Genomic DNA, 20,606 nt, shown 5'->3' with positions numbered 1-20,606 from the left:
TCGCTGAGCACCAGGGGCATGCGATCGTGGATGTGGCCGAGGGACTTGATCGCCGGGCGGGTGACGATGGCAAAACCCAGCCCCTCTTGCCCGCGGGTGTAGACCGCGGCCAGAAAGAGGGTTTGGGCCTCATTGCTGAGCGCCCAAGGCTGTTTGCCGGTCGCCGTTTTCTGCCACTCATACCAGGCGGTTGCCGGGATCAGGCAGCGCTGACCGCGCTGGTAGGCACTGCGAAAATAAGGCTTCTCGGCCGCGCTTTCACCCCGGGCATTGATCACCTCCCTGCCCTTCTCCCCGGCCCAGTGGGGCCGATAGCCCCAATGCATGGGATGCGGCTTAAGCTCACCGCTGCGGCCCAGCACAAAGGCCGGATGTTCACTGCCGGGCGGGATATTCCAGCTCGGCGGAAAGTGTTCTTCGATGAACCGGAGATCCACGCCAAGGGCCCTGGCGTATTCCTTCAGCTCCCGCGTTCGCGCAATTCGCCCACACATGCGTTCAGGATAAACAAAAAAAACCCGCCGAAGTTAATCGACGGGCTCTTGGATTTGGTCGGGGTGAGAGGGCCAGACGAGACCGAAATGCCGGTGGCATTTCGCAGCTCGGCTGGCGGGCAGGCCACGGACGGCCTGCCCCGGGCTTTCCGTCGCGGAGGCAGGATGCCGTAGCAGGAAAGTGAACCGTAGGTTCAAATCCTCCCGTCTAGGGGCACCTATACGAAAAAAGCCCGCCGAAGTTAATCGACGGGCTCTTGGATTTGGTCGGGGTGAGAGGATTTGAACCTCCGACCACCTGCACCCCATGCAGGTGCGCTACCAGGCTGCGCTACACCCCGAGAACTGCTGTTCGCCGTTCAGGCGAGGGCGGAATGATACTGGAAAATGCTCGGTCTGGAAACCCTTGGCGAGCGTGATGAGCCTAGGTCCGCAGGGTGTGCAGGATTTCCTCGAGTTCGGTGCGGATCTGTTTGATGATCTGCTGACTCTGGTTGACGTCCTGCTTGGCGTTTTCGCCGGAAAGCTGTTGGCGGGCGCCGCCGATGGTAAAGCCCTGATCGTAGAGCAGACTACGGATCTGCCGAATTACCAGAACATCATGGCGCTGGTAGTAGCGGCGGTTTCCGCGGCGCTTGACCGGCTTGAGCTGGGGGAATTCCTGCTCCCAATACCGCAGGACATGCGGTTTCACCCCGCAGAGGTCGCTGACCTCGCCGATGGTGAAATAGCGCTTGCCCGGGATGACCGGGAGTTCGTCGTTATTCCCTGGTTCCAGCATAAGCCTCTACCCTGGTCTTGAGCTTCTGCCCCGGACGGAAAGTAACAACCCTGCGAGCTGAAATGGGAATCTCTTCCCCGGTTTTGGGGTTACGACCAGGGCGCCGGTTCTTGTCCCGGAGGTCGAAATTACCGAAACCGGAAAGCTTGACCTGTGTGCCGTCGGCCAACGCGTTCTTGATCTCCTCAAAGAAGAGATCCACCAGCTCCTTGGCTTCGCGCTTGTTCAATCCAAGTTCATCGAACAGCGCTTCCGCTAGCTCCGCCTTCGTGAGTGCCATTGTTATTGATCTCTCACCGTGGCTCCAAGTCGGGTTTCAAGCAACTCCCTCACCTGCTGGACCACCCGATCCGAATCATCATCAGTAAGAGTGCGCGAAGAACCCTGTAAAATCAAGCCTAAAGCAATACTTTTTCGTCCTGAATCTACGCCCTTGCCCTGGTACACGTCGAAGACCCGCACCTCGGCGAGCACCTCCCCGGCGGCTTCTCGCGCGGCACAGACCAGCTCGGCGGCCGGCACCGACTCGTCCACGATGAAGGCCAGATCGCGACGCACCGAGGGGAAACGCGAGACCGGGCGATAGGCCGGCAGGCGGCCCCGGGCGGCCACGGACAGCGGAATCTCGAACAGATAGCAGCCTGCCGGGATATCCAGTTGATCGGCAACCTGGGGGTGAATACGGCCGATCCAACCGCCGTCCTCGCTTTCCACGAGGATACGCGCACACTGACCGGGGTGAAGCGCCGGATGGCTGTCGGCCTGGAAGGTCAGTCCGCGCGGGCCGCCGGCGGTGAGCAGCGCCTCGACATCGCCTTTGACATCAAAGAAGTCCAGCGGCCGCTTGCGGCCATCCCATTGCTCGGGCTCGGCACTCCCCCAGGCCACTCCGGCGACCCAGGGTTCCTGTTTAATATCAGATCCTTGCAGAATAAACCTGAGACCGGACTCAAACAATCGAATTCGGCTCTGCTGGCGATTGGCGTTATGCCGCAGAGCGCCCACCAGCCCCGACCACAGCGTGGTCCGCATGGTCTCCAGGTCCTGGGAGATGGGATTCGCGAGTTTCTGGCCCTCGGTGCCGCCGGACAGTATGCGGTCGGTCTCGGCGGGGACGAAGCTGTAGGTAATCGCTTCCTGGTAGCCGCGCTCGACAAGCAGCGATCGGAGCTGGTCCAGGGCGAGCCGGGACTCGGGCATCTCGCCGGGGCGGACGTCGCTGGGCAGGGACTCCACCGGCACCCGGTCGTAACCGTGGATGCGAACCACTTCCTCGATGAGGTCTTCCTCAATGGCAAGATCAAAACGGAAGCTTGGCGGCACGGCCTCCCAGCCGGCCTCATCGGCGCGGACTTCCAGACCCAGGCGCTGGAGCATGTCGGTCACCTGATCGGCTTCAAGCTCGAAACCGAGCACAGCGTGCAGGCGCTCGCGGCGCAGGCGGATGGGTGCCGCCTCGGCCGGCTGACTGCCGGCCAGGGTGACCGGACCGGCCTCGCCGCCGGCAATGGACTGGATCAGTGCCGTGGCCCGGTCCAGAGCCCGCTGCTGCAGGGCCGGGTCAACGCCCCGCTCGAAACGGTGGGATGCATCGGTGTGCAGGCCGAAGCGGCGGGCCCGCCCGGCGATGACGGTGGGGCTGAAGCAGGCACTCTCCAGAAAGACCGCTTCGGTGTCCGGCTCCACGGCGGTGCCGAGTCCGCCCATGACACCGGCCATGGCGATCGGGCCACGCTCGTCGGCGATGACCAGAATATCCTCGTCCAGGGCCACTTCCCGCTCATCCAGCAGGGTGATCTTTTCGTCCTGGCGACCACGGCGCACGGTCACCCCGCCCTGGATGGCGTCGAGGCGAAAGCCGTGCATGGGCTGGCCCAGCTCCAGCATGACGTAATTGGTGACATCCACCACCGGGCTGATGGGACGCAGACCAGCGCGGCGCAGACGCTCGGTCAGCCACACCGGGCTTTCGGCCCGGGTATCAATGCCGGTGATCACGCGCCCGGCGTAACTGGGACAGTCGGCGGGGTCTTCCACACTCACGGGGATCTCTTCACTGCCGCCCTGGCTGACCTCCCCCACCGGCGGTCGGCAGACCGACTTGCCGGTCAAGGCACCCACTTCCCGGGCCACACCGATCATGCCCAGGCAATCGCCCCGGTTGGGGGTCAGGTCGATCTCGATGATCTGATCGTCCAGGCCCAGATAGTCGCGCAGGTCCGTACCCACCGGCGCATCGCCGGCAAGCTGCATCAGCCCGGCGGCATCCTCGGACAGGCCCAGCTCCTTGGCCGAACAAAGCATGCCCTGGGAGGCCTCGCCTCTGAGCTTGGCCTTCTTGATCTTGAAGTCGCCGGGCAGGACGGCCCCGACCCGGGCAAAGGGGGCGCGCATGCCCTTGAAGACATTGGGCGCACCACAGACCACCGGCACGGTGTCATTACCATCCGAGACCTGGCAGAGATTGAGCTTGTCGGCATTGGGATGGGGCTCGACAGATATCACCTCCCCCACCACCACGCCGGAAAAGTCCTCGGCCGCCCCTTCGATGGCATCGACCTCCAGGCCCGCCATGGTCAGACGGTCGGCCAGGGCCTGGGTCTCCAGACCATGATCCACCCATTCATTCAGCCAGTTCGTACTGACGCGCATCGCGTGCTCCCAGGATGTTTGTTTCTTGCCCCTCCGGTAACCAGCGGAGACCGCAGCGGCACTTGATCGAACTTTAGTGAACAGTTTCCAGTTCCCAGTGAACAGCAGGACCTGTAGCAGAGGCCGACGCTTTCTGTTCACTGTTCACTTTCATCTGTTCACTCCGCCTGAGGCGGCGCCTCAGGCGGCTAGGCGAATTGACCGAGGAAGCGCAGGTCGTTCTCGAAGAACAGGCGCAGATCGTCCACGCCGTAGCGCAACATGGCCAGGCGCTCCACACCCATGCCAAAGGCATAACCGCGCCATTGCTCGGCATCGATATTCACATGCCGGAAAACTTCCGGGTGAACCATGCCGCAACCCAGCACTTCCAGCCAGCCGGTGCCGGAACAGACCCGGCAGCCCTCGCCGCCACAGATCACGCATTCCATGTCCACTTCCGCCGAGGGTTCGGTGAAGGGGAAATAGGACGGTCGGAAACGCACCGCCAGATCCTTTTCGAAAAAGGCGCGCAGAAAGTCGGTGAGTATGCCCTTGAGGTGGCTCATGCTCACATTGCTGTCCACCAGCAGCCCTTCCACTTGGTGGAACATGGGCGTATGGGTGACGTCGGAATCGCAGCGATACACCCGACCCGGCGCAATGATGCGCAGCGGCGGGCGGCTGTCTTTCATGGCCCGGATCTGTACCGGTGAGGTATGCGTGCGCAGGACCTCGCCGGGGCGCACGAAGAAGGTATCGTGCATGGCCCTGGCCGGATGGTGCTCGGGAATATTCAGAGCCTCGAAGTTGTGGAACTCGTCTTCGATCTCGGGCCCATCGGCCACTTCAAAACCGGCCTGACGAAAAATGCCTTCAATACGCTGCAGGGTACGGGTCACCGGGTGCAGACCGCCCCGGCCCTGACCACGCCCCGGAAGAGTCACGTCCACCGACTCCCGCTTGAGGCGGGCTTCGATCTCGGCGTTCTCAAGATCCGCCTTGCGGGCCTCGATACGGGACTGCACCTCACCCTTGGCCTTGTTGATAGCCTGACCGGCCGCCGGGCGCTCATCGGCCGGCAGTTTGCCCAGGCTTTTCAGCAAAGCGGTCAACTCACCTTTCTTGCCGAGGTACCGTACCCGGATGTCGTCCAGCTGCCTGAGGTCCTCCGCGGCTTCAATGGCCGCCTCGGCCTCCCGACTCAGTCTCTCCAGATCTTCCACGGGCCACTCCCAATGGGCCAATCACCATGACGAAAAAAGAAGGGGAAAGGTATGGCGGCCTTTCCCCTTCGGTACTTCACAATCAACAACCCCAGTCGGGGCGGGATCAGCCGAGCTGCGCCTTCGCCTTTTCCGCGATGGCGGCAAAGCCGGCCTTGTCGTGCACCGCCATATCGGCCAGAACCTTGCGATCCAGCTCGATACCGGCCTGCTTGAGACCGTTGATCAGACGGCTGTAGGACAGCCCGTTCTCACGCGCGGCGGCGTTGATACGGGTGATCCACAGCGCCCGGAACTCCCGCTTGCGCACACGGCGATCACGGTAAGCGTACTGGCCGGCCTTGATCACGGCCTGGCGGGCGGTCTTGAAAGTCTTGCGGCGAGCGCCGTAATAACCCTTGGCCTCTTTGAGGACCTTGTTATGACGTGCGCGCGCGTTCACTCCGCGTTTTACTCGTGGCATCGTCAGGCCTCCTTAGAGTTTGCCGGGCAGCATGCGCTCGATCAGCTTCACATCGCTCGCATGGATATACGAGGCGCTGCGCAGCTGACGCTTCCGCTTGGTGCTCTTCTTGGTCAGGATGTGGCGGCGGTGGGACTGGTTCCGCTTGATCCGGCCACTGCCGGTCTTGCGGAAACGCTTGGCCGCGCCGCGATGGGTCTTCATCTTCGGCATGTTGCTCTCCATTGGCGTTTATTCCTGGCCCCCGGCCTTTCCGACTGCCGGGCGTTAGCCACCAGGGACGAAGGAGCGGACCATCCACTCCCCGCTTTTTGCTTATCCCGCCCTTCCCTGAGCGAGTTCTTTCACGGAACGGGCCCTTATTTCTTTTTGGGCCCGAGCACCATGATCATCTGACGGCCTTCCAGCTTGGGGAACTGCTCCACTGAAGCCAGCTCCTTGAGGTCTTCCTCAACGCGCTTGAGCAGATCGCGACCGATGTCCTGATGGAGCATCTCGCGCCCGCGAAAGCGCAGGGTCACCTTCACCTTGTTGCCGTCTTCAAGAAAGCGCGTCGCATTCCGGAGCTTGATCTGATAGTCATTGCTATCCGTGTTGGGCCGGAACTTCACTTCCTTGACCTGCATCTGCTTGGTCTTCTTCTGCCCGGCCTGCTTCTTCTTCTGTTCGAAGACAAACTTGCCGTAGTCCATGATCCGGCAAACCGGAGGCTCGGCGTTGGGCGAGACTTCGACCAGGTCCATGCCGGCCTCTACGGCCGCTTCCAGACCCTGCTCGACAGGGACAATGCCCAACTGCTCCCCTTCCTGATCAATCAGCCGGATTTTCGGGGCCCGAATGTCTTTGTTGCGGCGGACCTTGTTCTTGGCAGCGATATTTCAATCCTCCAAACGACGACCGAGCCGTGCGACATCCCCCGCCAGCTTCTCGGCGAAGTCTGCCCGGCTCATGCTGCCGAGATCTTCGCCGCTGCGGGTGCGCACGGCTATTTGGTCAGATTCCATCTCACGATCCCCGACTACCAGCAGCCAGGGCACTCTTTGGATGGTGTGTTCGCGAATTTTAAAGCCGATCTTCTCGTTTCTCAAGTCCGATTCGACGCGAAAACCCTGATTTTGCAGGCTTTCGGCCACTTCACGGGCATAATCGGCCTGCCGATCGGTGATATTGAGCACCACCGCCTGGGTGGGAGCCAGCCAGGTGGGCAGGTCTCCGGCGTTTTCCTCGATCAGAATACCGATGAACCGCTCGATGGAGCCGAGAATGGCTCGGTGGAGCATGACCGGGGTCTTTTTCTCGCCATCTTCCGCCACATATTGCGCACCGAGACGCTCCGGCATGGAGAAATCCAGCTGCATGGTGCCCAGCTGCCAGACCCGGCCCAGGGAATCGCGCAGGGAGAACTCGATCTTGGGCCCGTAGAAGGCGCCCTCCCCCGGCTGCAGGTCCCAGTCCAGGCCCTTCTGGTTGAGGGCGTCTTCCAGCGCCTTCTCGGAGCGATCCCAGACGTCATCCGAGCCCACCCGCTTTTCCGGCCGCGTGGACAGCTTCACCAGTACATCGGTGAAGCCGAAATCGTGATAGACCTCGTAAAGCAGATCAATGAAGTCCGAGACCTCCGGCAGCATCTGCTCCTCGGTACAGAAGATGTGAGCATCGTCCTGGACGAAATTGCGCACACGCATCAGACCGTGGAGCGTCCCGGAGGGCTCGTTGCGGTGGCAGGAACCGAATTCGGCCATCCGCAGTGGCAGATCCCGGTAACTGCGCAGACCGTGGTTGTAGATCTGCACATGGGCCGGGCAGTTCATGGGCTTGATGGCGAATTCCCGGTCCTCGGAGCCGGTGACGAACATGTCATCCCGGAACTTCTCCCAGTGCCCGGACTTTTCCCACAGGCTGCGGTCGATGATCTCGGGGGTGTGAACTTCGGAATAGCCGGCCCGGCGCAGCTTGCGGCGCATGTAATCCTGAATCTCGGTATAGATGCGCCAGCCATTGTCGTGCCAGAACACCATGCCCGGGGCCTCTTCCTGGGTATGGAAGAGATCCAGGCGCTTGCCGAAGCGGCGGTGATCGCGCTTCTTGGCTTCCTCGAGACGCTTGAGGTACTGCTTCAGGCCCTTCTTGTCACCCCAGGCGGTGCCATAGACCCGTTGCAGCATTTCATTGGCGGCATCACCCCGCCAGTAGGCCCCGGCCAGCTTGGTCAGCTTGAAGGCCTTGCAGAAACGGGTATTGGGCACATGGGGCCCGCGACACATGTCGATGTATTCCTGGTGGTAGTAGAGGGCCATTTCCTTCACCTCGGGCATGTCCTCCACCAGGGTCACCTTGTAGTCTTCACCCCGCTCACGGAAGATCCGCAGCACCTCGTCCCGGGGGGTGACCTTCTTGATGACATCGTACTCCTGGGCGATCAGCTCCTTCATCCGGGCTTCGATCTTTTCCAGATCCTCCGGCGTAAAGCCGGCATCGTGGCGGATGTCGTAATAGAAGCCGTCCTCGATCACCGGGCCGATGGCCATCCGGGCCTCGGGGTACAGCTGCTTGACCGCCTGCCCCAGCATGTGGGCGCAGGAGTGCCGAATGATCTCCAGGCCTTCCTCGTCACGCGGGGTAATGATCTGAAGATTGGCATCGTCGTGGATGAGATCGCAGGCATCTTTCAGCTCGCCGTCGACCTTGCCGGCCAGAGTGGCCTTGGCCAGGCCGGGGCCTATATCGGCGGCCACGTCCATGATGGACACGGGCTGATCGAATTCGCGCTGGGAACCATCGGGAAGGGTAATGACTGGCATGCTTGTCGATCCTTTTCTCAGTGGTGACCTTTACGAGGGGCCACTTGGAAAAAAGAAAAGCATCGTGGCGGGCGCCGACGATGCTTTCCCGAAAACCTGGTAGTCGCGAGTGGACTCGAACCACCGACCCCCACCATGTCAAGGTGGTGCTCTAACCAGCTGAGCTACGCGACTAGCGTTGGAAGCGGGGGATATTTTACAGGCTTTCGCCCGGCTGTCAAAAGGATTTCCCCCGTCTCTCTCAGAATGAATGCGCCAGGCGGGCATAGACAAAACGCCCGTTCAGCCCGACCGGATTGATCGGATCAAAGGCGAAATTGCCGAAGAAATTATTGGCATTCTCCGACTCGTCCGGATAGGTGTCGAAGAGATTCTCGGCACCGAAATCGAAACGGGTCGTCTCGCTGAGCGCATAGCCTACCGACGCATCAAACACGGTCTCGCTGCTGAAACGCTGACTGGCAAAGGCGAACACCCGCTCCACCGCGCTGTTGTAGCGGGCCCGCCCGCTGAATTCCCAGGCACCGAGTTGCCAGCGACCGCCGGCGATCAGGCGCCGCTCCGGCGTGGCCGTGGTCAGGGTATTGCGTTCCGCCACGCCCACCAGTTCGAAATCGGGATTGATCTCGGTCATCTCGCTGACCGCTTCCCCGGTTCGGCGAATGCGGTTTTCGATATAACTGAAGGCCAGATCCATGGACAGGCTGCCCAGGCCCACTTCCGGCTCCCATTCCGCCATCAACTCAAGGCCCTGGGTTTTTGTATCCGCCGCATTGGTAAAGAATGACACGGCCTGAACACCCTCGCCGCCGGGCAAATCACCGATTCGCTCTTCCAGGGTGACATCCCCGTCGGGGCTGTCCTGCAGGCTTTCACTGAGGGTGATCCGGTCATCGATATCGATCCGGAAAAGATCCGCAGTCAATTCCAGGCTCTCGCTCAAACGAGCGGTGAAACCCAGACTGATATTGCGGGCGGTTTCTTCCTCCAGTTCACTCACACCCAAGGCCTCGCCCACAGCGCTGTCGCTTCTCACCAGGCGGGAAGCGACCCGCTCACCTTCGGGGCCAAAGGTGTTGTCACTGCGCGACCAGGCACTCTGGCTGAGCGTCGGTGCCCGGAAACTGTTGGACAGGGAGCCACGGAAGGACAGATTGGGACCGGGGCGGTAGACGGCGGCAAACTTGCCGGTGAATGTGCCGCCGAAATCACTGTAATCCTCATAGCGAGCGGCGACCGTGGTCCGCAAACGCTCGCTGAAATCCGTGGACAGTTCCAGGTAGCCGCTGGCCACGTCCCGGCTGACGTCGGCGGCATCCTCGGGCGTCAAGCCCTTGGCCCCCTGGGAACCAATATCCGGAAAGCCCACCTGATCGGCCAGTTCAGACTCAAACTCGTGGTCACCCGCCAGCCATGAGGCGGGCTCACCCGCGCGGCTCTTGAACGCCTCATGCCGCCAACTGGCGCCGGCCGACAGGCGAGATGGCATTGCAAACACGGGCAGATTCCGCGAGGCATCGAAGGCCAGTTCCCTCTGATCCAGCCGGAATCGACCCGAATCAAAGCGGGTCGGGCTGTCCGGGCCCAGTGAAGGGTTGAGGGAATTCTTGACGCCGAACTGGAAATCATTCCTGCCCAGACTGAGGGCCAGGTCGGTCTCCCATGCACCGGCAACGCCCCGAATACCCGTGCTCAGCCCGAAATCCCGATTTTTCCCAAGGGTGACCGGCAGGAAACCGTCGGGAAATATCTCGCGCACATTCTGGTTGGAGTCAGGATGCCGAAAGACAGCAGCCCCTTCCGTCTCGATATCCGCGAAGGTTGCCGAGGCATGGTACTCTCCCACCGCGGTATCGACACCGGTATTGACCCACAGCTTCACCTCATCGCTTTCGGGGTCCCCGACACGATGGGTCTGGGTTCCCTGAAAGGCCAGATTATCGTCGGTCTGGGGCAGGAAAGGGGAAATCTGATCCAACCCCGCCCGATTGGTGGCGTCGCGGCTTCGCACTTCCAGGCCATAGCGAAGAAAGCCCGTCTCTCCCAAGGCATGACCGAGATTCACATGGGCACTGATGGTCTCGCCATCCCGCTCCCGTGTGCTGGCCGGCGAGACACGGGTATCGTGAACACCATAGCTGACGCCGACCTCACCGCCTTCATGGCTGTCATCCAGAACAATGTTGATCACGCCGCCGATGGCATCGGAACCGTACTGGGCGCTGGCCCCGTCTCTCAGAACCTCAATCCGCTTGACCGCGGACAGGGGGATGGAATTGAAATCAAAGGCATTGGTGCCACGACCGATCTTGGTGTTGTCATTGACCACGGCCGAAGGGTGCCGGCGTCTTCCGTTGACCAGAACCAGGGCCTGATCAGGGCTCAGCCCCCGCAGACTGGCGGACCGGATGTGATCTGAGGTCACCGAATTGGACTGGCGCGGGAACAGGAAGGACGAATTCAGATTGGCCAGGGCCTCGCCCAGTTCATTGCCAAGGGAAGAGTAACGCCGAAGCTCTTCGCCGCCATAGATATCCACCGGCACCGACGATTCCATCGGTGAACGAAGGCCTGCCCGCTCACCCAGTGTCACCACATCATCGAGCTTCAGAGGCTGATCGCCCTCCCCACCTGCCTCGGCGAACACCATTGAGTGGCTCAATGACGCCAACAGCACCCCCACACCCAGAAAACTGCCCCTTACTTGTCTCGTCATGCTTTGCTCCTGTGGAATTTACCTCAATTTGGACCGTCGGAGTGACGAGCAGAGCTTCGCTCTTGTTACAACTCCCGTGCGTTCCGCAGAATCGAGTAACAAGGCAGCTAATGGGGCGTCTCCTGGGTGGTCAAGGCAGAACCATCAGCAACCTGACTGGAGGAAAAGAGCATGCGGGATGAGGCCCTAACGGCAGCCATCGAGGAGCACCGGGATTACCTGGATCAGTTGAGTTTTCTGGTCAGAGAGCTCGACCCGGAAGCCTATCGGCTCGTGGACGGCCCCCATGGTCGCTATTGCATCGGCAAGCATCTGCGCCACATTCTCGACCACTGCTGGGCAGTGCTTCACGCCAGCGGCAGCCGAATCGACTATGAGCAGCGTGATCGCAATTCCCTGGTTGAATCCTCTCCCCATGCGGCGCTGGAGAGCCTGGCCGCCCTGCGGGAAGGCTTCGACGCCTGGGTGGCAGACCGTTCAGGCGGCGAGACGGTCAGTGTCCAGTGGCAGGACACGAGCGGAGAAGTCATCACGGCCCGTTCCAGTCTGATTCGGGAAGTCTTGTTCCTGTCCAGTCATGCGGTTCACCACATGGCGGTGATTGCCATGATCGTGCGTCAGCGCGGCCTGGAATTGCCTCCGGAATTCGGCCTGGCAACCTCCACCCGCCGTTACTGGGCAGCCCAGACAGACGACGAAGCGCGGAAGCAAGCTACCCCGGCCTAAGACCATGAATAACCGCGAAAACCGACTCACGCTGTTTCCGCTCCGGCCTGAACGGCCGTCCAACGGCCCGGAGCAGTCGGCGACCGCGCTGACCACCCTCATGGATCGGCTCAGACACTGCCACACGTCCCACTCCCTTCGAAATACCCTGGGAAAACAGCTTGCCCTCGGCCTGCCGCCCTTTCTGTTAACCGCGACACAGGAAGGCATACTGCCCTTTCGCTGGCACTGGGACGGTGAATGGCTGTGGGAGCAACTTGGGCAGCAGGAATCACCCGCGCCGGCCCACGGGATGGCCCTGAGCACGACCTGGACGCCGGTGCCTGCTCCTGGCCAGGGCGCGGCGCCCCCCGGCGACATCCCCGAAAAAAGCTTTGACGTGGAGGCCCTGTTCCGTGACAAGGCCCCGGCGCTGCACGGCAAATTGCCCCGACTGCTCTGGCCCCTGCTGGCAAGACTGCTGTGCCAGAGCACCATCAACGAGGGGCTGAGCGAACTGGCGGCACTGCCCTGCCGACATTTTCCCGAGACGGTGCTGACTCGGCTCGGCGTCAGCGCCCGGCTGCCGGTTCACCCCTTGCCTGCCGCCGAGACCCGGCCGATTTTCGTCTGCAACCACCCCCAGGGCGGGTTGGACGGCCTGATCATGCTGGCCTGGTTGCTGCGCTGGTATCCGCATGTGAAGGTGCCGGTCAACAATGTCCTGATGGGCTTTCGCCACCTGCAACCCTTTCTGGCACCACTGAATCGTTACGCCTCGGAGCGTGATATGTCCCGCGTCCTGCATGAAAGTTTCGCCGACGATGCGGCGATGCTCGTCTTCCCGGCCGGCCGTACATCCAGAAAACAGGGTGGCCAGCTCCGCGACGGGCCGTGGGGCAAGATGGTGGTGCGCATGGCCCGGCAGCACGGTCGCTCCATCGTGCCGGTATTCCTGGGCACTCGGAATTCCAGGCGTTTCAATGCGGTTTCGGCCCTGCGTCGAGGCCTGGGGCTGGGTATGAACCTGGAAATGCTGCTGCTCCCCAGGGAGATGCTGTATCGAGCACCCCGGAACAACGACTTCTTTGTCGGTGCGCCGCTGCAAGCGGACCGGCTGACCACCCTCGGCGACGACGACCGGGCTCGGGCGGCGGCATTGAGAACCCTCTGCTATCAGATGGCTTCGGACATGGGCGGTGCCTTATGAGTGAACTCCTAGCCCCGATCACGCCCAGCGAATTACAGCGCGAGCTTGACGGCCTCGAGCCCATCGGCCGCGTGGGCAATCTCGAGATCCACATCATTGACGGCGATGCCTTTCCGGCCACTCTGATGGAGATTGGCCGCATCCGGGAAAGCGTGTTCCGGGAGGTCGGTGCCGGGCGCGGTGTCGACTGTGACCTGGACGAACTGGACCGCGGCCCACTGGCCTATCGCCAGCTCCTGGTATGGGACCCGGAGCACCTTGAGCTGGTCGCCATGTATCGCTATCAACTGGCTGCGCGCAGCCAGACGCACGGTGACCAACTCCTACGGACATCGAGACTGTTCGACTACTCCCCGACCTTTCGGCGGGACTATCTGCCCCGGAGCATCGAACTCGGCCGCTCCGTGGTCAATCCCGACGCCCGGCGCCGCCGGCAAGGCTTTTTCGCACTCTGGAGCGGCCTCGGTGCCGTGCTCAGGAGCCATCCGGAGATTCGCTACTACTTCGGTAACGTCTCACTCTATCGCAACATGCCGGAGGCCGCCCAGCAGGCCACCGTGGCTTTCCTGGAATCAAGCTACGCGGCCCCCGCTCCCCTGCTAACCGCCAAGGCGGGCTTGCGCTACCGGCCACAGGGGCCGGATGCCGAGGCTGCCGGCCGATCCGAACCACCCGACAACCCACGAGGAAGGATCAAGGCCCTCCGGGCGCTCCTGTCCCAACACGACGGGCAGATACCGCCGATTCTGCAGTCCTATATGGGCCTGGGTCTGGGTATCTACTTTGGTGAAACCGCCCTGGACAGGGACTTCGGTGATGCACTGGAAGTGGGAATCGTGGTGCCGATCAAATCCATCGGCTCTGACATTCTGGAACGATTCGTCAATAGCTAGGGATTGCTCCCGGTCTCAGTGATCTTTCTTGTTGTCAGCCTCATCCTGATCGCCTGAATCAGACTGATCCTTCTCAGAGGACTGCTGTGAAATCTGGCGGGAGATCTTCTCTGCCAGATCCTCGGTCCATTGTTCGTCCGCTTCGTCCGCGCTCTTGTCCTGAATCAGCCCCCCGAGGGTGTCGAAATTGCGCTCCAGGGAACTGCAGCAGCGACAAAAGACCACATGTGCCCGCAGACGCAGACGGGTCGTCCAGCGCAGCTCCTCATCCCGGGAGCGGGACAACAACTCACTGGCTTGACGACAATTCAACACTCGCCCGTCTCCCGGAATCCATCCACCATGCGAAACAGCACCGTCCTGGCGCGATGCAAGAGTACGCGAGCATTGGCCGGGCTCACGTCCAGGGCCTCGCAGATATCGTCGTAGCTGAAACCATTCATCTCACGCAGCACCAGGGCCTCTCGCTGCTGTTCGGGCAAGCGCTCCAGGTGAATCCGAAAGCAATTGCGCAGTTCCTCGGATTCCAGCAGGCCCTCGGGCATTGCACTGCCCCAGTCGGAGACCGGCGTCTTCCAGTAACCCCGCTGATCAAAGAGATCATCAAGCGACTCTTCCCTGATTGGCTCTCGCCGTCGCTTGTCCTGTCGATTGGTCTTGCGAAGATGGCTGCGAGCCCGGTTGGCAACAATGGAGATCAGCCAGGTACCGAGGGCGGAACGCCCTTCGAAGCCCTTGATGTTGCGGACCACTGAAATCCAGCATTCCTGAACGATGTCATCCGCCGCATCCTCTCCCGCAATGGCCGAAGCCGTGCGTCGCATCCTGGGTGCGTAGGTCTTCACGGCCTTGCGAAAAGCTTCGGGATCCCCGGCGCGCAGTCCCTCCAGAAGATCCGGCTCCGACTGAGTCTCGCTCATGGACGGAATCCCCGACGGTCGAGTAAATGCAGGCTGTTTTGCATTGTGCTTTTCCCGATGGATGAGCCGAATTCCGGCACCGCCCTGCGATGGCCGGAATGTCCCATCGGGAAAGGATAACTCGATCAGGGCGGACAATGCGAACCTCCACTCTACACCGGCATGGCACCGTTCCCATTTTGACGCTTGGCGGGGCGTCACCGTTACAAGCCTCGCGCTTGTAACGGCGCAGGATCACTGTCGTCCCCTGTCCACCTGCGAGAATGACTCGCTGCCAACTGGAGAAGCACATGACCGCCGAATACCGAATTCAGCAAGATCCCGTCACACTGGACAATGCAGACGAGAAGGTAAAACCCCTGTTGCAGGACGCCAAAGACACGCTGGGTTTTGTGCCCAGCATGTATGCACACATGGCCAAGGCCCCCGGCGTACTGAGCAGCTATCTGCACGGTTACGAGTACTTTCGTGAGCTCTCCGGCTTCGAGCCCGCCGAGCAGGAAGTGATTCTCCTGACCATCAGCCGGGCCAACGGCTGCGCCTACTGCATGAGCGCCCACAGCATGATCGCCGAGCAGGTCTCCCAGGTTCCGGCCGACACCCTGGCCGCGCTGCGCAACGACGAAGCGATTCCCGATCCCAAACTGGCCGCCCTCAGCCGTTTCACCCGAGTCATGTTCGACAGCCGCGGCCGGCCGGACCCAAAGTCCGTGGAGGCATTTCTCAATGCCGGTTATCAGGAAAGCCACATCATGCAGATCGTCCTGGCCCTGGCGGTCAAGACCCTGAGTAACTACGCCAACCACCTGAATCATCCCGAACTGGACCAGGCTTTCGCCGGCCACAAATGGGAGGGCTGATACTCGGATTCCCCTGGTGGCAGGCCATCACTGTCACCAGGGCATGGCCCACTCCTACGAGCCCTGCCGCTTTCGCCACTGTCCGGGCCGCTCGCCAAAGGTCCTGAGAAACTGACGGCTAAAAGCCGCCGGCGAGCGATAGCCCACGGCCTCGGCGATGGCATCCAGCGACTCGCCAGAATCCCGAAGACGCTGGGCGGCCAACTGCATCCGCCAGTGGCTGACATAGTCCCCAGGCGTCGTGCTCATGATTTCACTGAAATGGCGGGCGAACGCCGAGCGGGACATGCCCGCACTCTCGGCCATCAGCTCCAGCGTCCAGGCCCTGGCAGGATCACCATGAAAGGCGTTCAGCGCCCGACTCAAGCGGCGGTCCCGCAGGGCCATGAGAAACCCTTTGGTCTCGGATCGCTGAGCAAGCAGCCGCAGGACCTGAATGAACAACAGCTCGGTCATGCGGCTGCTCACGGCCATGCTGCCCGGGGCCTCATTCAATGCTTCATGACAGAGCAGCCGAGTGGTGTGATCCAGCCATGGCTCGACCGCCCGCTCCTCCCGCGTCAGCAAGATCATTGCGGGCAGTTGCCGCCAGAGGGGGTGACTGCTCATCTGCTCGAACTGGAAGGCCCCACAAACGATGTCCACGTCCGGCTCGCCGCCATCGACCGGAAACACCGACTCCCCCATCCCGCTGCGACGCAAGACCTCCTCGCCCGGCAGGCAGCTGACGCCGGGCCCACTCACAACACGGTGGCTGCTCATATGGGGAAGAATGACGCAATCGCCGGCCCGCAAGTGGACGGGCGGCTGATCTTCGGCCTGCTCAATCCAGGCTTCACCGCTCTCCAGGATATGGAACGCGGCTCCCTGACCTTCCGGGATCTCCATGCCCCACTGCCGGCCAAAGCACTGGCGAAAGAAAACCTGGCCCCGGAGACGAACGTGGGCCAGCACCGCACTCAAGGCATCCATCAGCAACTCCGCGCCCCATCCGGGGCCTGAAATGGACGAAATAGCATTTTTTAAACACCAAAGAAGCTTAACCGTCCTCCCTGTCGCTTGCAAGATAGGGCCGTCTGGATAACACAGAGGAGGAATCCGACATGACCAAACTGAGCGAAACCCGAAAAAGCCTGATTGCGACCGCCCTGTTGAGCGGCCTGATGATCGCCGGCACGGCCCAGGCCGGCCTCCCCGATCCGGGGGTGGATTTCACCGCCGATGACACCGCCCTGGTGGTGACCGACCCGCAGAACGACTTCCTGCATGAGGACGGCGTTGCCTGGGGCGTTGTGGGCGAGAGCGTTGAGGAAAACAACACCATCGAGAACCTGGAGTCCCTTTTCTCCACGGCCAAGGATGTGGACCTGCCGGTCTTCGTCTCCCCCCACTATTACTACCCCCATGATCATGAGTGGCATTTCGGCGGTGCCCTCGAGCACCTGATGCATGAAATCGGCATGTTCGACCGGGACCATCCCCTGGACACCGACAACTTCGACGGCTCCGGCGCCGACTGGCATGCAAGCCTGGAACCCTATATCGAGGACGGTAAGACCGTGGTGACCAGCCCGCACAAGGTCTACGGCCCGGAGTCCAATGACCTGGTGCTGCAACTTCGCAAGCGGGGAATCAACAAGGTGATTCTGGCCGGCATGTCCGCCAACCTCTGCACCGAGAGCCACATGCGTGCCCTGGTGGAGGCCGGGTTCGAGGTTCACGTGGTTTCCGATGCCACTGCCGCCGCTACCCTGCCTGACATGGACGGCCATGAAGCGGCCATGACCAATGCCCGCATGATCGCCAATGGCCTGGCCGACACGGAAACGACCGTGGAAGCCATGAAGGCCCTGCGCTGATCAACAAGCGCATGACGGCAGTCTGATACGACGCCGGCATCCAAATGGATGCCGGCGTTTTCCTCTGCTTACTCGGCGGGCACCGTTCTTTCGCTCGCCCAGCGGCGCAGGTCCTCAATGGCCTCGCGTCGAACCACGGACAGGGGCCGGGTGCCGGTAATGGCATTGTGAATATCGTCGGTGGTCGGCGACCGGCCCTCGGCATGGGCGGCATAGCAGGCTGAGACCACAGCCTGTTCCAGCTCGGCACCCGAATAGCCCTCGCTGGCCTCGGCCAGGCTGGCGGTATCGAAGTCATCCGGATTCAATTCGCGGCGCTTGAGATGGATGCGCAGCACTTCCTCGCGGGTCTCGCGGATGGGCAGGTCGACAAAGAAGATCTCATCAAAACGGCCCTGGCGAACCATCTCCGGAGGCAGGGCTTCTATGTCATTGGCGGTGGCACAAATGAACACCGGCTTCTTGCGCTCCGCCATCCAGGTGAGAAAGCTGCCCAGCATCCGCTGGGAGGTGCCACCGTCATTGCTCGAGGTGGACAGGCCCTTTTCGATCTCATCCAGCCACAGCACACAGGGGGCCATCAATTCCGCGCTGGCCAGAGACTCGCGCAGATTGCGCTCACTCTCGCCGTGGTAGCGGTTATAGAGGGCACCGCAATCCAGACGCAGCAGCGGGACACCGAACACCCCCGCTACTGCACGGGCGGCCAGGGACTTGCCGCAGCCCTGCACACCGAGCAGCAGCATGCCCTTGGGCAGATCCAGGCCCGGCGGCGGCTCGCCCTTGGCAAAGATCGGGGCCCGCTGCTCCAGCCAGCGCTTGAGCCGGGCCAGACCGGCAACACTGGAAAAGCGCTCGGTCTCCATCTCGAAGGTCAGCACGCCACCCGGATCCAGCATCCGGAACTTGGCTTCCATGACGCCGGGCAGGTCCTCTTCACCCAGGGCCCCGTCATTCCAGATGGCGTTGCGGGCCAGGCGGCGGGCGTCCTTCATGGGCAGACCCCGCAGATTACTGATCAGCAGTTCCAGCGCCCGGCGGCTGGCCCTGACTCTCTGCCCCTGGTTGTGGTCGCTCCAGGCCTGCCCCTCTTCACGGACCATGTAATCCAACTCTTCATCGCTGGGCAGCGACAGATCGAACGGCGTGGCCAGGGCCTGCAGCTCGCGGGGCAGTTCCAGACGCGGGCTGACCAGAATCACATTGGGAGAACCCGGCGAACCGGCACGGGCAATCTCACGCAAAAGGCGCGCGTGCACGGGATTATCCAGATAGGGATGAAAATCCAGCAGCAGGAATATCCCCGATGTTCCCCGGTTGCGGATATGGCGCAGGATTTTCTCCGGGGAATCGGTATCCGGTGGGGCCTCGATATCCATGTCCAGGCGTTCCAGGCCCGCGGCGGCGGTCCAGCGAAACATGGGCCGAACCACCTCTCGCAGCACATGCTGAAACAATTGTTCCACCCGGGGCTCATCCCGGGTCTCGATGGTAATCAGGCCATTGCCGGCCCGTAACTGGACGGCCAGTTCATGCTTGTCATTACTCAGACTGCCCTTGGGCGCCTTCACCGCCGTATTCATTATCCCCGCTCCCCTTTATCTCTGCTTTTATCCCGCCTTGTCCTCGGGCATGCCCAGCACATCGGTCTTGATCCTTGCGATCTCGTCGCGCAGGGTCGCCGCTTCCTCGAACTCCATATTGCGGGCGTGCTCGTACATCTGCTTCTCAAGCTTCTTGATCTTCTGCATGGCCTGCTGGGGGCTCATGGCCTCATAGCGCCGCGCGGTTTCGGCTACCCGACGGGCCCGCTCCACCGCCGGTGCGCGGTCGGCATAGGCCCCCTCCATGACATCGGCCACCTTCTTCTGGATGCCCTTGGGGGAAATGCCGTGTTCGGCGTTGAAGGCTTCCTGCTTTTCCCGCCGCCGCCGGGTCTCGGCAATGGCCCGCTCCATGGAGCCGGTCATGTTGTCGGCATAGAGAATGGCGGTCCCGTTCACATTCCGCGCCGCACGCCCCATGGTCTGGATCAGCGAGCCCTCCGAGCGCAAGAAGCCTTCCTTGTCGGCGTCCAGGATGGCCACCAGGGAGACTTCGGGTATATCCAGGCCCTCACGCAGCAGGTTGATGCCCACCAGGACATCAAACTCGCCCAGGCGCAGATCCCGGATCAGCTCCGTGCGCTCCACGGTGTCGATATCCGAGTGCAGATAACGCACGCGGATATCGTGCTCGGCCAGGTATTCGGTGAGATCCTCAGCCATGCGCTTGGTGAGCGTGGTCACCAGCACCCGCTCGCCGGCATCCACCCGCCGGCGGGCCTCGGACAGCAGATCATCCACCTGGGTCGAGGCCGGGCGTACATCCACCACCGGGTCCAGCAGACCGGTGGGCCGCACCACCTGCTCCACCACCTGACCGGAATGGCGCTTTTCATAGGGCCCCGGCGTGGCCGAGATAAACAGGGCCTGGGGCATCAGACGCTCGAACTCCTCGAACTTCAGCGGCCGATTATCCAGCGCCGAGGGCAGGCGGAAACCGTACTCCACCAGGGTTTCCTTGCGCGAGCGATCGCCCTTGTACATGCCGCCGAGCTGGGGGATGGTGACATGGCTTTCATCCAGTACCAGCAGGGCATCATCCGGCAGATACTCGAACAGGGTCGGCGGCGGCTCCCCCGCCGAGCGACCCGACAGGTGGCGGGAGTAGTTCTCGATCCCGCTGCAGTAGCCCAGCTCATGAATCATCTCCAGATCAAAGGTGGTGCGCTGCTCCAGGCGCTGGGCCTCGACCAGCTTGTCCGCCTTGCGCAATTCCTCCAGGCGCTCGGCCAGCTCCACCTTGATCTTCTCCATCGCCTCCAGCAAACGCTCGCGGGGGGTCACATAGTGGGTGGTGGGATAGATGGTGAAACGCGGCACCCGCCGCAGCACCTCGCCGGTAAGCGGATCAAAGAGACTGAGATTCTCGATCTCGTCGTCAAACAGCTCCACCCGCAGGGCCTCGCGCTCGGATTCGGCCGGGAAGATGTCGATCACCTCGCC

Annotated in this window: 20 protein-coding genes and 2 tRNA genes; 5 read left to right on the top strand and 17 right to left on the bottom strand. The window is 62.0% G+C overall.

The genetic code is table 11. From position 1 onward, the window contains the following. The 12 genes from VCB98_RS11775 to VCB98_RS11720 form a co-directional block, all read right to left on the bottom strand. Positions 1-437, bottom strand: a 437-nt coding sequence (locus VCB98_RS11775) for an SOS response-associated peptidase (protein WP_346052766.1), incomplete at its 3' end; no start/stop codon positions are given. Between the two features lie 321 nt (positions 438-758). After that, positions 759-835: transfer RNA gene (locus VCB98_RS11770), tRNA-Pro, on the bottom strand. Between the two features lie 83 nt (positions 836-918). Then, positions 919-1,275 carry a MerR family transcriptional regulator gene (locus VCB98_RS11765; protein ID WP_346052765.1) on the bottom strand — a complete coding sequence of 119 codons (357 nt, stop codon included), beginning with the start codon at positions 1,273-1,275 and terminating at the stop codon, positions 919-921. Next, complete coding sequence (gene ihfA / locus VCB98_RS11760) at positions 1,256-1,555, bottom strand: integration host factor subunit alpha (RefSeq protein WP_346052763.1); 300 nt, start codon at positions 1,553-1,555, stop codon at positions 1,256-1,258. The genes VCB98_RS11765 and ihfA overlap by 20 nt, the downstream gene beginning before the upstream one ends. Before the next feature lie 2 nt (positions 1,556-1,557). Beyond that, complete coding sequence (pheT, locus tag VCB98_RS11755) at positions 1,558-3,927, bottom strand: phenylalanine--tRNA ligase subunit beta (protein ID WP_346052761.1); 2,370 nt, start codon at positions 3,925-3,927, stop codon at positions 1,558-1,560. Between the two features lie 188 nt (positions 3,928-4,115). After that, positions 4,116-5,132 (bottom strand): phenylalanine--tRNA ligase subunit alpha, encoded by a 1,017-nt coding sequence (pheS, locus tag VCB98_RS11750; protein ID WP_346052759.1) that lies wholly within the window; start codon positions 5,130-5,132, stop codon positions 4,116-4,118. A gap of 106 nt (positions 5,133-5,238) precedes the next feature. Continuing rightward, complete coding sequence (rplT, locus tag VCB98_RS11745; RefSeq protein ID WP_346052757.1) at positions 5,239-5,595, bottom strand: 50S ribosomal protein L20; 357 nt, start codon at positions 5,593-5,595, stop codon at positions 5,239-5,241. Positions 5,596-5,607: 12 nt separating this feature from the next. Further along, on the bottom strand, positions 5,608-5,808 hold the full coding sequence (gene rpmI, locus VCB98_RS11740) for a 50S ribosomal protein L35 (RefSeq protein WP_346052770.1): 201 nt from the start codon (positions 5,806-5,808) through the stop codon (positions 5,608-5,610). A gap of 146 nt (positions 5,809-5,954) precedes the next feature. Then, positions 5,955-6,470 carry a translation initiation factor IF-3 gene (infC, locus tag VCB98_RS11735; protein ID WP_346052768.1) on the bottom strand — a complete coding sequence of 172 codons (516 nt, stop codon included), beginning with the start codon at positions 6,468-6,470 and terminating at the stop codon, positions 5,955-5,957. A 3-nt stretch (positions 6,471-6,473) separates the two neighbouring features. Further along, on the bottom strand, positions 6,474-8,396 hold the full coding sequence (gene thrS, locus VCB98_RS11730; protein ID WP_346052755.1) for a threonine--tRNA ligase: 1,923 nt from the start codon (positions 8,394-8,396) through the stop codon (positions 6,474-6,476). A 97-nt stretch (positions 8,397-8,493) separates the two neighbouring features. Continuing rightward, positions 8,494-8,570, bottom strand: a tRNA-Val gene (locus tag VCB98_RS11725). Between the two features lie 67 nt (positions 8,571-8,637). Continuing rightward, the gene (locus VCB98_RS11720; RefSeq protein ID WP_346052753.1) at positions 8,638-11,112 is read right to left on the bottom strand and encodes a TonB-dependent receptor plug domain-containing protein; all 2,475 of its coding nucleotides are present in this window, start codon (positions 11,110-11,112) and stop codon (positions 8,638-8,640) included. A gap of 171 nt (positions 11,113-11,283) precedes the next feature. Between VCB98_RS11720 and VCB98_RS11715 the strand changes: the two genes are divergently transcribed. Genes VCB98_RS11715 through VCB98_RS11705 form a run of 3 tightly spaced genes read left to right on the top strand, consistent with a single transcriptional unit; the run spans position 11,284 to position 13,920 of the window. Further along, positions 11,284-11,838 (top strand): DinB family protein, encoded by a 555-nt coding sequence (locus VCB98_RS11715; RefSeq protein WP_346052751.1) that lies wholly within the window; start codon positions 11,284-11,286, stop codon positions 11,836-11,838. 4 nt (positions 11,839-11,842) lie between these two features. Continuing rightward, positions 11,843-13,027, top strand: a complete 1,185-nt coding sequence (locus VCB98_RS11710) for a 1-acyl-sn-glycerol-3-phosphate acyltransferase (protein WP_346052749.1) — start codon at positions 11,843-11,845, stop codon at positions 13,025-13,027. Then, on the top strand, positions 13,024-13,920 hold the full coding sequence (locus tag VCB98_RS11705; protein WP_346052747.1) for a GNAT family N-acetyltransferase: 897 nt from the start codon (positions 13,024-13,026) through the stop codon (positions 13,918-13,920). Before VCB98_RS11710 ends, VCB98_RS11705 begins: the two co-directional genes overlap by 4 nt. 15 nt (positions 13,921-13,935) lie before the next feature. Here the strand turns inward: VCB98_RS11705 and VCB98_RS11700 are convergent, their stop codons facing one another. Together VCB98_RS11700 and VCB98_RS11695 are read right to left on the bottom strand one after the other, a co-directional pair. Continuing rightward, the gene (locus VCB98_RS11700; RefSeq protein WP_346052745.1) at positions 13,936-14,235 is read right to left on the bottom strand and encodes a hypothetical protein; all 300 of its coding nucleotides are present in this window, start codon (positions 14,233-14,235) and stop codon (positions 13,936-13,938) included. Then, complete coding sequence (locus tag VCB98_RS11695) at positions 14,229-14,840, bottom strand: RNA polymerase sigma factor (RefSeq protein WP_346052743.1); 612 nt, start codon at positions 14,838-14,840, stop codon at positions 14,229-14,231. Before VCB98_RS11695 ends, VCB98_RS11700 begins: the two co-directional genes overlap by 7 nt. Positions 14,841-15,130: 290 nt before the next feature. Here VCB98_RS11695 and VCB98_RS11690 point away from each other — a divergent pair, with 290 nt between their 5' ends. Continuing rightward, complete coding sequence (locus VCB98_RS11690) at positions 15,131-15,700, top strand: carboxymuconolactone decarboxylase family protein (protein ID WP_346052741.1); 570 nt, start codon at positions 15,131-15,133, stop codon at positions 15,698-15,700. A gap of 54 nt (positions 15,701-15,754) precedes the next feature. Here VCB98_RS11690 and VCB98_RS11685 read toward each other — a convergent pair whose 3' ends face one another. Further along, positions 15,755-16,672 carry an AraC family transcriptional regulator gene (locus VCB98_RS11685; protein WP_346052739.1) on the bottom strand — a complete coding sequence of 306 codons (918 nt, stop codon included), beginning with the start codon at positions 16,670-16,672 and terminating at the stop codon, positions 15,755-15,757. A 131-nt stretch (positions 16,673-16,803) separates the two neighbouring features. Here VCB98_RS11685 and VCB98_RS11680 point away from each other — a divergent pair, with 131 nt between their 5' ends. Further along, positions 16,804-17,559, top strand: coding sequence for a cysteine hydrolase family protein (locus tag VCB98_RS11680; RefSeq protein WP_346052737.1), 756 nt, complete (start codon positions 16,804-16,806; stop codon positions 17,557-17,559). A 68-nt stretch (positions 17,560-17,627) separates the two neighbouring features. On the opposite strand, the gene VCB98_RS11675 is transcribed toward VCB98_RS11680, so the two are convergent. Beyond that, positions 17,628-19,142 carry an AAA family ATPase gene (locus tag VCB98_RS11675; protein ID WP_346052736.1) on the bottom strand — a complete coding sequence of 505 codons (1,515 nt, stop codon included), beginning with the start codon at positions 19,140-19,142 and terminating at the stop codon, positions 17,628-17,630. Between the two features lie 27 nt (positions 19,143-19,169). Beyond that, on the bottom strand, positions 19,170-20,606 hold a 1,437-nt coding region (locus VCB98_RS11670; RefSeq protein WP_346052734.1), incomplete at its 5' end, for a helicase-related protein.

It is taken from the genome of Natronospira elongata, from assembly GCF_034931365.1.
In the GTDB taxonomy this organism is placed as follows: domain Bacteria; phylum Pseudomonadota; class Gammaproteobacteria; order Natronospirales; family Natronospiraceae; genus Natronospira; species Natronospira elongata.
This window is presented reverse-complemented; position numbering and strand designations above follow the sequence as displayed.

Coding starts and splice junctions, on each gene's coding strand:
- pheT (WP_346052761.1), bottom strand. CDS start 3,927: ATGCGCGTCAGTACGAACTGGCTGAATGAATGGGTGGATCATGGTCTG.
- VCB98_RS11710 (WP_346052749.1), top strand. CDS start 11,843: ATGAATAACCGCGAAAACCGACTCACGCTGTTTCCGCTCCGGCCTGAA.
- VCB98_RS11720 (WP_346052753.1), bottom strand. CDS start 11,112: ATGACGAGACAAGTAAGGGGCAGTTTTCTGGGTGTGGGGGTGCTGTTG.
- VCB98_RS11695 (WP_346052743.1), bottom strand. CDS start 14,840: ATGAGCGAGACTCAGTCGGAGCCGGATCTTCTGGAGGGACTGCGCGCC.
- VCB98_RS11685 (WP_346052739.1), bottom strand. CDS start 16,672: ATGGATGCCTTGAGTGCGGTGCTGGCCCACGTTCGTCTCCGGGGCCAG.
- VCB98_RS11680 (WP_346052737.1), top strand. CDS start 16,804: ATGACCAAACTGAGCGAAACCCGAAAAAGCCTGATTGCGACCGCCCTG.
- ihfA (WP_346052763.1), bottom strand. CDS start 1,555: ATGGCACTCACGAAGGCGGAGCTAGCGGAAGCGCTGTTCGATGAACTT.
- thrS (WP_346052755.1), bottom strand. CDS start 8,396: ATGCCAGTCATTACCCTTCCCGATGGTTCCCAGCGCGAATTCGATCAG.
- rpmI (WP_346052770.1), bottom strand. CDS start 5,808: ATGCCGAAGATGAAGACCCATCGCGGCGCGGCCAAGCGTTTCCGCAAG.
- VCB98_RS11690 (WP_346052741.1), top strand. CDS start 15,131: ATGACCGCCGAATACCGAATTCAGCAAGATCCCGTCACACTGGACAAT.
- VCB98_RS11715 (WP_346052751.1), top strand. CDS start 11,284: ATGCGGGATGAGGCCCTAACGGCAGCCATCGAGGAGCACCGGGATTAC.
- rplT (WP_346052757.1), bottom strand. CDS start 5,595: ATGCCACGAGTAAAACGCGGAGTGAACGCGCGCGCACGTCATAACAAG.
- VCB98_RS11765 (WP_346052765.1), bottom strand. CDS start 1,275: ATGCTGGAACCAGGGAATAACGACGAACTCCCGGTCATCCCGGGCAAG.
- VCB98_RS11705 (WP_346052747.1), top strand. CDS start 13,024: ATGAGTGAACTCCTAGCCCCGATCACGCCCAGCGAATTACAGCGCGAG.
- VCB98_RS11675 (WP_346052736.1), bottom strand. CDS start 19,142: ATGAATACGGCGGTGAAGGCGCCCAAGGGCAGTCTGAGTAATGACAAG.